The 12,979-nt window shown below is 57.8% G+C and carries 12 protein-coding genes and 1 tRNA gene; 7 read left to right on the top strand and 6 right to left on the bottom strand.

Going from position 1 to position 12,979, the window contains the following annotated elements:
• Positions 1-13: 13 nt before the first annotated feature.
• From R3D51_07290 to R3D51_07280, 3 genes are all read right to left on the bottom strand, one after another.
• Positions 14-1,438 carry an OmpA family protein gene (locus R3D51_07290; protein ID MEZ5899284.1) on the bottom strand — a complete coding sequence of 475 codons (1,425 nt, stop codon included), beginning with the start codon at positions 1,436-1,438 and terminating at the stop codon, positions 14-16.
• Between the two features lie 157 nt (positions 1,439-1,595).
• Positions 1,596-2,888 carry a UDP-N-acetylglucosamine 1-carboxyvinyltransferase gene (murA, locus tag R3D51_07285; GenBank protein ID MEZ5899283.1) on the bottom strand — a complete coding sequence of 431 codons (1,293 nt, stop codon included), beginning with the start codon at positions 2,886-2,888 and terminating at the stop codon, positions 1,596-1,598.
• Between the two features lie 249 nt (positions 2,889-3,137).
• Complete coding sequence (locus R3D51_07280) at positions 3,138-3,323, bottom strand: hypothetical protein (protein ID MEZ5899282.1); 186 nt, start codon at positions 3,321-3,323, stop codon at positions 3,138-3,140.
• Between the two features lie 218 nt (positions 3,324-3,541).
• Here R3D51_07280 and R3D51_07275 point away from each other — a divergent pair.
• A tRNA-Thr gene (locus R3D51_07275) sits at positions 3,542-3,616 on the top strand.
• A gap of 463 nt (positions 3,617-4,079) precedes the next feature.
• Here R3D51_07275 and R3D51_07270 read toward each other — a convergent pair.
• Positions 4,080-4,598 (bottom strand): GNAT family N-acetyltransferase, encoded by a 519-nt coding sequence (locus tag R3D51_07270; GenBank protein MEZ5899281.1) that lies wholly within the window; start codon positions 4,596-4,598, stop codon positions 4,080-4,082.
• The gene (locus R3D51_07265; GenBank protein ID MEZ5899280.1) at positions 4,582-5,484 is read right to left on the bottom strand and encodes a LysR substrate-binding domain-containing protein; all 903 of its coding nucleotides are present in this window, start codon (positions 5,482-5,484) and stop codon (positions 4,582-4,584) included. Before R3D51_07265 ends, R3D51_07270 begins: the two co-directional genes overlap by 17 nt.
• Before the next feature lie 126 nt (positions 5,485-5,610).
• Here R3D51_07265 and R3D51_07260 point away from each other — a divergent pair, with 126 nt between their 5' ends.
• The 6 genes from R3D51_07260 (at position 5,611) to R3D51_07235 (ending at position 9,694) form a co-directional block, all read left to right on the top strand.
• Positions 5,611-6,162 carry a peroxidase-related enzyme gene (locus R3D51_07260; GenBank protein ID MEZ5899279.1) on the top strand — a complete coding sequence of 184 codons (552 nt, stop codon included), beginning with the start codon at positions 5,611-5,613 and terminating at the stop codon, positions 6,160-6,162.
• 126 nt (positions 6,163-6,288) lie between these two features.
• Entirely contained in the window at positions 6,289-6,798 is a 510-nt protein-coding gene (locus tag R3D51_07255; protein MEZ5899278.1) for a YHS domain-containing (seleno)protein, read from the top strand.
• 64 nt (positions 6,799-6,862) lie between these two features.
• Complete coding sequence (locus R3D51_07250) at positions 6,863-7,234, top strand: hypothetical protein (protein MEZ5899277.1); 372 nt, start codon at positions 6,863-6,865, stop codon at positions 7,232-7,234.
• Positions 7,235-7,991: 757 nt separating this feature from the next.
• Complete coding sequence (locus tag R3D51_07245; GenBank protein ID MEZ5899276.1) at positions 7,992-8,663, top strand: sigma-70 family RNA polymerase sigma factor; 672 nt, start codon at positions 7,992-7,994, stop codon at positions 8,661-8,663.
• Between the two features lie 181 nt (positions 8,664-8,844).
• Positions 8,845-9,246, top strand: coding sequence for a cupin domain-containing protein (locus R3D51_07240; GenBank protein MEZ5899275.1), 402 nt, complete (start codon positions 8,845-8,847; stop codon positions 9,244-9,246).
• An 82-nt stretch (positions 9,247-9,328) separates the two neighbouring features.
• Positions 9,329-9,694 (top strand): hypothetical protein, encoded by a 366-nt coding sequence (locus R3D51_07235; protein MEZ5899274.1) that lies wholly within the window; start codon positions 9,329-9,331, stop codon positions 9,692-9,694.
• 437 nt (positions 9,695-10,131) lie between these two features.
• On the opposite strand, the gene ovoA is transcribed toward R3D51_07235, so the two are convergent.
• A complete protein-coding gene (gene ovoA / locus R3D51_07230; GenBank protein MEZ5899273.1) occupies positions 10,132-12,234 on the bottom strand; it encodes a 5-histidylcysteine sulfoxide synthase in 2,103 nt (700 codons plus the stop codon).
• Positions 12,235-12,979: the final 745 nt, after the last annotated feature.

The following is a 12,979-nucleotide window of genomic DNA, read 5'->3' as shown; positions in this document are numbered from 1 at the left end:
GCTCCTCCCGAGGCTATTGGGTCGGTTGTTCTTCCGGCCGCAGCACCGCCTCAAAACTGGCGCGCCGTTCTATTCTGCGCGCGTAATGTCTGAGGGTGCCGTCGATAGGTTGGCGATAGGAGTAGGCGCGCGTTTCCAGTTGTTTGGCGTCAACCCCGCGCTCCACGAGAGCTGCGCGAACGGCTTCAGCCCGATCCTCCGACAGCGCCTGATTTAGGTCTTCCCCGCCGGTGTAGTCCGTGTGCCCACCGATGACGATCGTGATGACGGGACAGCTTTTCGCCACGGACGCCAAGGCATCAAGGAGCTTGGCGTGTCGGGGGCGCAAGTCGGCAGATCCGCTGCGGAACAGAATGTTGGATTTCCGAGTCAGATCGGAGAGGTTGGTGCTGCAGGCATCGAACTCTTCCTTGCGCTCAGCGGCGATACGATCTTCCTCTGCTTTCTTGCGGGCAGCTTCTTCCTCAGCCTTGCGCTTGGCTTCAGCCTCGGCGGCAAGACGCTCTTCTTCAGCCTTTTTGCGCGCGGCTTCTTCCTCAGCCTTGCGCTTGGCTTCAGCCTCGGCGGCAAGACGCTCTTCTTCAGCCTTTTTGCGGGCAGCTTCTTCCGCAGACTTGATGCGCGCATTCTCCGCGGCGATCGCCGGACTGGTGTCGTCGACTGCGTATAAATCGTTTTGCAAAACGGCGACGATACCGGGCAGCCCCACCAGCGGCGCTAGTACCTCTTTCGCTTTCTGAAAAGTCTTTTCCTTCGTTTCGGCGTCCGCCACCGTGCCCGTGACGTGACCGGTGTGGTCTTCGACCCGCAACTTCACGCCGTCGAGCCCGGCAAACGTCAGCAGTCGTGTCGCATCGCCTGCAGCACTTGATCTCAGCCGATCTGCGAACGGTGCGCTCCCCAAATGGAGAGACTGCCATCCCAGCAGGCCAAGCGGGATCAGTCCGAGTGCCAGCCACAGCAGCGCACACAGCGCGCAGCGACGTCGTTCTTCTTTCGCCGTCACAGGTGAAACCGCGTATAGCTGCTCTGCAGCCGCGACCAGCCCCCCTGCGTTCCGTCCGGAGAGAAGCCAGTAGACCAATCCCCCGGCTGCTCCCATGACAACGAATTTCAGTGGAGCATGCACTGCGGACAATACGTCCGAAACTCCGGCAAACTCCAGCACATGAAAACCGATAATCGCCGTGATGCATCCCGCGAGCAGCCAGTAGACCCAGTGCCGCAGCGCTAGCAGTTCAGCCAGAGCAATCGCAATGATCGAAAGCAGAAGAACGAACGGGATATATGAGCCAACCCCAGTCAGAGCCTGCCAGACTGCAGAGGTCGCAGCTTGACTGGTCGAAACCAGCGGCAAGCCCAGCGCCGACCCCACACTCAAGCCCGCTGCTATGGCAGCCACGAGCGCCAATCCGATGCGCAAAATCAGGCGCAACATTCTCTTCTCCAGCCAGGATCACGTGCCCGGAGTGGTAAATTACACAGTGTGCGCGGGGCGACCGAAAATTGTGCGAAAATGGTCAACGCCGGCCTCAAGTATTGTGGCTTCCTAGCCACAATTTTAACTCTGCCAGCCATTCGCAGCCCGATCGAGTTCAAGCTCCGGCGATGCGCTCAACCAAAGCCCCGCACCGCGACAGCTTCTGTTCAAGCTGCTCGAAACCGCGGTCGAGGTGGTAGACGCGATTGATCGTCGTGGTGCCCTCGGCCATCAGCGCGGCGATAACCAAAGACACCGAGGCTCTGAGGTCCGTGGCCATCACAGGCGCACCGGTCAACGCCTTGACGCCCTTTATCGTGGCCGTATCGCCATGCAGGTGAATGTCGGCGCCGAGACGAGCCAGCTCCTGCACATGCATGAAGCGGTTTTCAAAGATCGTTTCGCGAATGACACTGGTACCTACCGCACGCGACACGAGAGCCATGAGCTGAGCCTGAAGATCGGTTGGAAAGCCAGGGAAGGGTTGCGTTTCAACCGACACAGGCGCAATGCCACCCTTGGTGCGCGCAACGCGAATTCCCTTGGATGTTTCCTCGACCTGCGCGCCGGTCTCGGCCAACACATCAAGTGCAGTCTTGAGATGCGCGGCCTTTGCCCCTTCGAGCAATACGTCGCCACCTGTTGCAGCGACGGCAAAAGCAAAGGTGCCTGTCTCGATGCGGTCAGGCACAACGGTATGAACCGCGCCTTCGAGACGTTCCCGCCCCTGGATGCGCAGGACGGACGTACCGATACCATCGATGCGGGCACCCATCTTAACAAGGCAATCGGCGACGTCGCCGATTTCCGGCTCGCGTGCAGCGTTCTCGATCACCGTTTCGCCGCGCGCCAGCGCCGCTGCCAGGAGCACGTTATGGGTGGCGCCCACAGAAACCTTCGGGAAAACGATGTGCGCGCCGCGAAGGCCCTTGCGTGCTTTGGCGAGCACGTAGCCGCCTTCGATCTCGATATCGGCGCCCAGCGCCTTAAGGCCGGCGAGATGCAGATCAACCGGGCGGGTTCCGATGGCGCAACCGCCAGGCAACGAAACCTTCGCGACGCCCATGCGCGCAATCAACGGACCGAGCACCCAAAAGCTGGCCCGCATCCGCGATACCATTTCATAAGGCGCGGTGGTGTCGACGATATCGCGCGCCGTCAGATGGAACGTCTCTCCAAGATGCTGCACGGGTCCGGTGCGCTTGCCGTCGACCGCCAGATCGACGCCGTGATTGCGCAAAATGCGAACCAGGAGATTGACGTCTGCGAGGTTCGGCACGTTCTTCAGCGTGAGCCGATCGTCGGTCAACAGGCTGGCGATGAGGAGCGGCAGCGCCGCATTCTTGGCGCCGGAAATGGGAATTACGCCGTTGAGCTGTCGGCCGCCGGTAATCTGGATACGATCCATGAAGAAGTCCTAGGATGGGTTGCGCAGGTTACCCGAGCCACTGTTGCTCGACGTCCCTGGCCGATTGAAACCTGACCGGCACAACAGACCGGCCGCAACGACACGCAAACCCGACTCGACTGCTGCGATTTTGCCGCATGATTAGCGGCAGGCGCGGGTCGGGGGCAAGAGGGCGCGACGAAGACGTGCATTGGCGTGACCTGAATGCCGACCTGGAGAGGTAAAAGTCATTCAGGAGCCGGCATTTTCTCATCCCTCGTCCTTAGGCTCCGCGGCCCCGATTTCACCGTTGGCAGGCTCCCCGTGTGGGCCGCTGCGGGCGCGCGCCACCGCCTTTCTCTTGCGCAAATTTGCCCGTAATTCGGCGGCCAGCCTCTCTGCCCGATTGGCAGCCGCCTTGCCACCGTCACCTGTGCTGCCGCTACCTTTAGACATGCGATAGTCACTCCCTGCGCCGATCTGCCGGAGTTTAACCGCCGCACGCCGACTAGACGAGCGGCCGGTCCCCAACTCGCAGAAAATGCACAGCTCTTAACCGCTTGCCCCACAGGACCGGTTATGGCAGTGTCCGCCCGCTTTCCGAGTGTGCCCAGCACAACCGCAATGCTTCGGCAGTGCGGTTTGTTGTATTTTCTAGGGCCACCATCCGGTTCGCTGCCGTAGCTCAGTGGTAGAGCACTCCCTTGGTAAGGGAGAGGTCGAGAGTTCAATCCCCTCCGGCAGCACCATCAAAACGCGATTCCGAACAAGGGCTTAGGCATTTTAGCAGTACAATCCTAAAACCTCGGGAGGAAAGTACCGGAATTAAGGAAGGTTGTTTTGTCGTTCGCAAGCTTGGACTGCGTGCGGCAGGCCTAGGCGGATTGTCAATTTTCGGCACACTCTCAGAGGATGCTCCAAGACTCAAACACCAATCCGTCCAATCGCTTGGCGATTGACGTCACGTTTCCGGTTAGTACAGGGGTAGCGAAAGCCGCTGGACGCCAAAAGGCCAGCGTAAGGATGAAGTCAGTAGCAATCTGACAGCGGACATCGGTGGAGGGACGCAACGGGCCAATACCTGCCATGGCCAGCTCAGCGGTGATGAGCTTACAATTCGTCTGGTTCGAGCTAGCTTAGCCGAACTACGACTGACGAGAGGACAGTGGAAGCTCACTCGAACAAGACATGCCAATCACTCTGAAACGGCGGTCATGCCGTCTGAAGGCGAAACTTTAGAAATCGAGCGCAGCCGAGATCGACCTCACCAGTGAACTGGGCTCCGAGACGGATAAGCGCTCTCAGATTCTTACGTGACGGGGGCAGAAGGAATGTCACGAACGGAATTCTCGGCTCGGCTCTGGCGACCATCAGTGCTTTCTGGGTAATCCGCATACCCAGCCCGAAGAATTCGGGCCGGAGCACCAGTCCGAAATCCCACTCATCTCCCTCCTTCTGAAACCCGCCCCAACCGACATAGGTGCCGTTGGAGAGGATTGCCCAGTGTCCGAGACCGTCGCGACGCCAGTACGCGTCCTTTATTGCAAGAAAGTCCGTAAGTGTTTCGCTATTCCAATCAAATGTGAGGAGTGGCATGTGTTTGCCCACGCGGGGATCGGACATGTGCGCGATGATCTCCTCACTCGGAATGTCCCGCAGATGTACAAACGCAATTCTGGCTCTTGGATCGATCATCAGGTTGACGTCCGGGCGATTACGGATCGAAGACAAGGCGAGACCTCATTCGAGGCGCGGCGAAGTCGATGAAGGCTCTGAGCTTTTGGGGCATGGTCCGCCCGCCTCGATAGACAAAGCTGACCGGCGTGGGTGGCGGCTCAAAGTCCCGCAGGATAAGTTTCAACTTTCTGGCTTTGATCGCTGGAAGCGCCTGGTAGCAAAGAAGACGCGTGACACCAAGCCCGGCAGCAGCGGCGTCCGCCGCCGCATCGGCCGCACTAGCGGATAAGCGCGAGCGCACCGGTATGCGCTTCACAGTCCTTCCAATCCGAAAGCTCCATTCATGCACCGCTTCAATGGCCGTGAACGTGATGCAAGCGTGACGCCTCAGATCGTCGGGTGATGACATGGATGGTGCGCTTTTGAGATAGGAAGAGCTAGCACAAACGACGCGGCGGATTTCTCCAAGAGGAATGGCCTTCAGGCTGCTGTCGGGTAGATCGCCGACGCGTAGGGTAATGTCGATACCCTCGTCGGCCAGGTTGATCACCTCGTCACCCAATTGAAGTGCGACATCGACCTCGGGATAGGCGCGCAGGAATTCTGTGATAATGGGCGCGAGGTAGATCCGACCCAGACTAACGGGCGCCGCAATGCGCAGCTCCCCGCGCGGGGCCGTGTACTCGCCCGCCACCTGTCGTTCCGCTTCTCCCAATTCTTCCAGCAACCGTCGCGCAGTCTCGTAGTAGCGCTGGCCGGTCTCGGTGAGCGCGACAGAGCGGGTCGTTCTGATCAGCAATTGCACACGAAGGTGGTCTTCGAGCTCTGACACCCTTCGACTCACTGTTGCCAATGGAACGTGCAGGTGCCGCGCGGCAGCGGAGAAACCTCCTGCTTCGACGACGGCGATGAACGCAGACATGGATTCGAGGCGATCCATCTTATCCTTCCGATAATGGAACAATGGTTCTCATAATTACAGAATAGTGCGTTTTTTTGGAATAGTCCATGTAGTGGGCATTGGCCAATTAGGCCGCGTTTCAAACCACTCGGAGACCAAAGGCCCATGACCCGTATCAAGACCATTGCCTCGATCGCCGAGGCCCCGGAGGCCGCCAGGTCGCTGCTCGAAGATGCCAAGAAAAAACTCGGCTCGGTCCCCAACCTGTTCAGGGTCATAGCAAACAGCCCGGCAGCGTTGCGCGGGTATTTCGCAATGATGGACTCTCTGACGACGGGTGACCTCGATCCGAAGACGCACGAGCGCATTGCGCTGGCTGTCGCGGAGATCAACGGCTGCAGTTATTGCCTGTCTGCACACTCCTATCTCGCGCGGCATGTCGCCAAGCTGGACGACGCAGAATTGACGGCCAATCGAAACGGATCGTCCAACGATCCCAAGGCCGAGGCCGCCGTGCGCTTCGCCGCAACTGTCGTGCGTGAGCGCGGCCGTGTCAGCGACGCTGATGTTGCTGCCGTCAAGGCAGCCGGTTTCGACGATGCGCAGCTGGTCGAGATCGTCCTGCACGTCGCTCTCAACACGCTGACGAACTACGTCAACGAGGTTGCCCTTACCGAAATCGACTTCCCCGCCGTGTCACCGCGCAAAGCTGCGTGACCGGCGGGTCGGCGCAGCCTCCGTCCTGACTGTTAGGACGTTGCGGCAGGAATGATCGACCGCAGCCGAAGTCAGGATTGGTCGCGGAGCTTCAACAGCAATGAACTCAAAACTAGGAGACCCAACATGATCAAGAAGAAAGCACTGCTCGCGACCCTCGCTTTGTCGAGCGCCATCTTTGGAGGAGCGGTCGTCCCCGCTCTCGCCGGCCCGGACGTCAACACGACGGCCGGACTTGTACTGGCGGATGGCAAGCCTGCCCCTGGCCTCGCCGTTCATGGCTACGATGTCGTAGCCTACCAGACGGAAGGCAAGCCTGTCCGCGGCGCGGCCGAATTCGCCACTGTTCACAAAGAGGCGACGTATCGCTTCGCCAGCAAGGCAAATCTCGACACCTTCAAAGCCAATCCTGCGAAGTTCGAGCCAGCTTATGGCGGTTACTGCGCTTACGGCGTCTCGGTCGGCGCCAAATTCGACGGCGATCCGAATTTCTGGAAGGTCGTCGACGGCAAGCTCTATCTCAACCTCGACAGCGGCATTCAGCAGACATGGCTGAAGGATATTCCCGGGGCGATCAAGAAGGCTGAGGCCAACTGGCCTGGTATTAAGGACAAACAGCCCTCAGAGATCAACTGAAGCATGGACCTGCGGCTGCGTCGGCCCCCGGCGCAGCCGTCATGCAAATAAATGGAGAAATCCGATGCGTTTCGTTACCAGAACCATGCATGCCTACCTGGACTATCCGGTTGCACTGAGCCTCATGGCATTGCCGTTCGTTCTCGGACTGGGCATGTCCAACCCGCTGGCAAGATGGCTCGCGGTCGGGACCGGTGTAGCAGCCCTGATCCTCACGCTGTTCACCGACCACGAGTTGGGCGTCATACGCGTTCTGCCATACTGGTTCCACCTGCTCGTCGACATTTCTGTCGGACTGCTTTTCATTGCCGCGCCAATCGTATTTGGCTTCGAAGGTCTCGATGCTTTCTACTATTTGGCGAATGGAGCAGCTGTCTTGGTTGTGTGTAGCTTGCACAAGCCTGAACCGAACTTACAACAAGCCTTCAGCACGTAAAGCGGCCTCAAATACGTGGTGCAGCGGCTGACTTCGTCGCTGCTCTACAAGTTCATGACCCGGCCGAATGATACGGCTATTTTGCAGCCGCAATGATGTTGAGTGTTCGATTGACGCGATAGTCATTGCAGCGGACGCAGCCAAAGTGCGCGGCTTCTACTTGATGCGTGACCGCTCGTTGCTCGAAAGCAGCCGAGGTCGTTTTCGCCGCTGAGTCCGCGTCGGGCCATCAACCGACAATAATCGCAGCAAGCGAGTGGAGCGTACAATGTCGAATTCCATTTTGCCGGAGTCGGCTGTCTTCACATCATTATATTTTTTCTTCGCTGGAGGAACCACAGCGCCAGCGCAATATTTTCCAGCCGGGATGCTCTTCAGCCCAGTTACCAAAATGAAGCGGGGCAAAGTTTACGCAGCCTATCGGATCTTCGGCGCTATCGATGGGAATTCGAAAGTCCCGGCAAATCGAAGGATCATTGATCAAGCAAGCCGATACAAAAATTGCTAGCATGGTGGACCCATAAATTCGTTTATGCGAGGCGCACGCGGCCTATTTCTCTGTTTTCCGGTTCACATGGCAATTCAGCCTGTAATAAATCGAACTGTTTGAATCAGAAAAAAGGGGGACCGTGGCAAGACGCGTCCCTCAAGTTTCATCGGGAAGGCTGGATCCAACAGTTGACCAGACGATCCCTCTTACGTGGCATTTGCCCAGTCGGATCACTCTTGGGTTCTGCAAGAGTAGGGAAACTGTCGATTGGCGTATGGTGACGACAGCGCTAATCTGCTTACACTCAGACCAAACGCTGATAATCATGGCCGGCTTGAACAAGGTCTTCCTGCCGCCGCTAAGACCGATACTAAAGATTTGATTGAAATGTCGGATCACGAAAATCTTGAACGCGTCGCCGACCGAAGGGATTCCCAAGCGTTTCGCGAGCTCTTCGAGAAATACGGGCCTCTGGTAAAGGGCTTTATGATGCGGCAAGGGACGAATGCCGCCACTGCGGAAGAGCTTGCGCAAGAAACCATGCTGATGGTCTGGCATAAGGCCGGTCAATATTCGCGTGAGAAAGGCAATGTTCCGGCCTGGATTTTTGCGATTGCACGTAATCTAAGAATAGACCGGCTGCGTAGGGAAAAGACATGGGTCGCGTTGGAGGACCATCATTTTATAGATGAAGCAAGTGCGGCCAAGTTACCTGATGAAGTTTTATCGATAGAACAGCAGAGATTGAGCATCAAAATCGCACTCGATGGACTACCCTCCGATCAACGGGAAATTATTGTACTATCATTTGTCGAAGGGTTGTCTCACAGCGCGATCGCCCAAAAGCTGGGCTTACCGATAGGTACGGTCAAGTCACGGATTCGCTTGGCCTACATCAAGCTTCGCGGCGCTGTTGGAGCGTGCGACCATGACGATTAAGCACCATCCCGCGCCCGAGTACTTAATGAGCTGCGCCGCGGGCAGCATGCCTGAGTCGCTAGCCGCCGTTATGGCCAGCCACATGTCAATGTGTTCGCGGTGCAGAAGCGAGCTCGCAGATTTGGATTTAATCGGCGCTGCTTTACTTGAAGAGGTGCATCCCGAGCCTCTCGAATCGGAAATGCTCCTTCCAAGACAGGCAAAGTCGTCAGTTGCCGTCGACGCGCGAGAGCAGCTAATAAGTGATGTGCCCGAGCCGTTGCAGCAATTCGTCGGACGGTCGCTGAACGACGTCGCATGGCTACATGCCTCTCAGGGAGTCTGGCAATTCCCCATCCCTCTTGCACAGCATTCCAACGGCTCACTCTGTCTCTTCAAAATCGCTTCTGGCTTCAATCTGCCCCACAAACGGCACATGGGCTCGAAGATCATTATGGTTCTACAGGGTGAGTTATCCGATGGACAAGAACGCTACGGGGGGGGCGATGTCATAGAGTTCGAAGAGGCTGAAAGCCGCCCAATGACGGCTGGAGAAGGAAGAGCATGTGTCTGTCTCGCTGCTTGGGAAGCTCCGGTGAGCTGAGGCCGATGCGACACCCCTCGAGTGCCGGTTGATAGCAATTCTCGTTCGAAGACAATCACAGGTGAGAAGCTAGAGGTTAGGCATGTGGAAATTGGCACAGATCATAACGCTCGTTTTGTTTCCTACCTATTCGTTGGCAGCAGAGCATACTCCGCGTGAAGCCGGTGCTCGCTACGCGCAAGCTCTTGGGGCCGCCGAAGTTTGCCCGGGCGTCAGAGCCAGCAAGATGGTTGAAGCGCTCAAGCACGAATTTCACGGAGAAGCGCTCTATCAGTTCAACGCACAGGCCGCGACTGTCTACGGAGAGTGGCTCAAGGTGAAAAACTGCATGGCACCCCACGACCCCAATCCGTGTCGGATTGTGGTTCAGTTGAGTTGTAAAGCTGCAATAAGCGAAATCGGGCCAAACGGCTCTGCGTACCCCGATTTATTGCAGACCGGGCAGTAACTAGATTAATTCGATGGTTCGTTGTGCGCTCCCCGGACATTTTCCGGATGCAAAGGCGGCGCGATGACAAACACGAAACTCAGAGTCGCATCAACCGCTGTGCTGCCGAGATTGATTCCTTGATGCAACACATCTGTTGCGCCTCCGCAGTGCGTCCGTTGGGGTCAATGGGCACGACGGGGTGCGATCTCGCACAACTTTTACCGATGAGAGGCCAGTCGCAATTGAATGGCACTACCGTGCGAAAATGAGCGGGGCAAACTCCGCCATAAGAATCTGTCGCAAGGCGGTTCGATATCTCCGAATACCAGCAGGCTTAATCGCGATTGCGGGCCTTATACTAGCGCTTGCCGTCCACGTCGCAGCCTTCCGCGGCATCGACGTTGAGGCAGCATGGCCCGACGCGGGCTTGCACTCGTTCCGTGCCAGATCGCAGCTCAGATGCCGCGCTCCCAGATTGTCACCTCCGACAGTGAGTGCTGGAACTTGCGCCGCGTCTCGCGGATCACGAACGGGATCTGCCGCGGCTCTCCGACCAGTCGGAAATTCGGTGTTAGCAGCTCTTTCAGGCCCTCGAGTGTGGTGACGCTCTCGCCGTCACGCTTGAAGCCGCCGAGCCACTCCTCGCGCGAGGTGTGTTCGGCAAGCCAAGTATATGGCGAGGCAATGATAAGAAGGCCGCCGGAGTTCAATCTCGTGTGCGCGTCGAGAAGGAACTTGCGTGGGCTGTAGAGGCGGTCGATCAGATTGGCGGCAAGGATCAGGTCGTAGCCCGAGAAGAGCGGCTTCAAATTGCAGGCATCGCCCTGCAGGAACTCCACCTTGTCGCGGACACCGTCAAGTTCGAACTTTGCCAACGAGCACTCATGGTAGCTGACAAGCTCGCCCTCCTCGGTCAATGTGTAGCGTGCGACTCCCTGCTCGGCGAGCTGAGCACCGAAACCGACGAAACGGGCTGAGAAGTCGATACCGGTAACGCGCTCGAAATGGCGGGCCAGCTCGAAGCTGGATCGGCCGGCAGCGCAGCCCAGATCGAGCGCCTTCAACGCCGGGCGTTTCCCCATTGCCTCGATCGCGACATGGGCAAGAGTCTGCGGGAAGTTCGCAACTCCGAAATACTCCTCGCCATAGTGGAATTCCGCGTATTCGGACAGGAGCTTGTCCGTTTCGTAGTGCGAGGCGGGGGGCTCCACCGGCGGTTCGCCCACGGCATATCGGAAGCCGGCGTGCTGGAAGAAGTGGCGGCGAAAGGCATAGCGGGAAGCGGGAAGCGCCTCGTTGCCGGAGGAGATCCAGGAGCCGCCTTTGATTAAGTTGTGACGTCCATCGAAGGTAGGAGTAGTGAAGTCGTCATAGAGCGGATGAACCCGGAAGCCGGCTAATGGGTAGGTGGGCGTCTCCGTCCACTGCCACACGTTGCCGACCACATCGTAAAAATCGCCGTGGGCAAACCGGTCGACCGGGCAGGACGAAGCCCAATGGTCGAGTTGGTAGTTGGCAGCTGTGCCCTCGTTGACGCCAGTTACTGAACGGAGGCGGTACCATTCGTCCTCGGTCAGAAGACGGACCGGCTCGCCTTTCTTGTCTGCCAGCCAGTTACAGAAAGCTTTTGCCTCGTGGAAGTTGACCTCGGCGGGCCAACTCCAAGGCATCGGTGTTTCTTCCAGCATCAGCCGCAGCCGCCACTCGTCACCATCGCGCAACCAGAAGGTAGGATGGGTTGCGTTGGCGAAGTCGCGCCACTTGCGACCCTCCTCGCTCCACCATTGCTCTTCACGGTAGCCACCGGCGTTGACGAAGCTCAGAAACTCGCGGTTTGACACCAACATGCGGCTAGCGCTGAAGGCAGGCACCTCGGCCTCATGACGGCCGTACTCATTGTCCCAACCGTAGTAAAGATCGCTCTCCCAGTCCTTGCCGATGCTCACTTGTCCGGCGGGTACTGCGATGAGTTCGTTCTCAGGCGGCTCGACGGCCTCCTGAGTGCAAGGTGTCCAGGTCGCATGACGGCGCACATGCTTGAGCGCATGCTGGCGGATCAGGACCGACGAGGTTTCGAGGTGTATGCGTTCGTGCTCGATCCCCATTAGGATGGGCCACCAGTGGTTGTCCCAGCTGATCGGCAACGTGAGCGGCAGGTGCGCAATTAGCCCGTCGACCATACTGCGCACCTTCATCCGGTAAGCGCGAACGGCTTCAACGCTAGGCCATTCATAATGCGTGTCGTCGAGATCGTCCCAACTCATCTCGTCGACCCCGACTGCACATTGCGACTCGAGCTTTGGGTCGATGCGAGATTCCAAAAGCCCTGCAAGCACCAACTTGTTTGTGAAGAAGGTGGCCGTGTGCCCGAAGTAGAAGATTAGCGGATGGCGGAGCGGGATCGGCTTCTCGTAGTAGGCAGCGTCGCCCGTCAAGACCTCGAATAGCCGCTCGTAGCGGTCAAAGGTGGCGTGGAAATAATCGCGAACCTCTCTGCGCTTTGCTTCGGGATCCCTGCCGTCCAGGCGAGGAGAGCGGGGGAATGGCATTTCGTACATGATCGCTTCCCGTTAAATGTGACCTACTTATAGTGCCGCCATGCTGCCTCTGCTACCTCGCCCTCAGGATAGGGGCGAAATAGCGGAAAGCGTGTGAGCTGTTTTGGATTTAGGTGCGTTCCTCTGGACAGGTCGCGCGGCGAGTTTGGTTGAGACATGATCGAGAACTTGCCGCCAGCGTCTGGTCTGCCCTACGCTCGAGATATACCGGAATGCCGTTCGCGAGGCGCGCGTCAGTCAGCTCGAACTACGAGCTAAACTTGCTTCAGGCGTAAGCGTCCTACCCAGCTTGTCATTTCTGATTAGGCTAGCACAGGGGTAGCACGGTGATTTCGAGCGGTTGATGCAGCCAAAGCCGCACTTGGCCGATGTCATAAAGGCAACCGCGTTGGCGAGAAACTTCGACAATGCCGATCTGCAGACGGATCAATTACGCTTAAAGAATCCCCCACACCTTGTTGGCTCGACTTTTGCGGTTGCCTGCCAAATTGGCTTAACCGTCCCATTTCTGCATTCCTACGTGTTCATTTCGTCAGTAAATATTCATGGCTCCCACAAAATCCATTTTCTCGGATCGCAGCGGAAGACGTCGCCGATTGGTAAATGTCGGCCTCGTTGTACTATTAGCGTTGTTCGGCGGTGGCACTGCGCTGCTGTCCTACTCACTACTAGATATCCCCGCATTTGAGCGACATACGTCCTGAAGAGCCCAGGTTGATCGGGGTGCAAGACACCCGATCTGGCA

The organism is Hyphomicrobiaceae bacterium (genome assembly GCA_041397645.1).
Taxonomy (GTDB): domain Bacteria; phylum Pseudomonadota; class Alphaproteobacteria; order Rhizobiales; family Hyphomicrobiaceae; genus Hyphomicrobium_B.
Note: the sequence above shows the minus strand (reverse complement) of the source record. Positions and strands in the feature narration are given on the sequence as shown.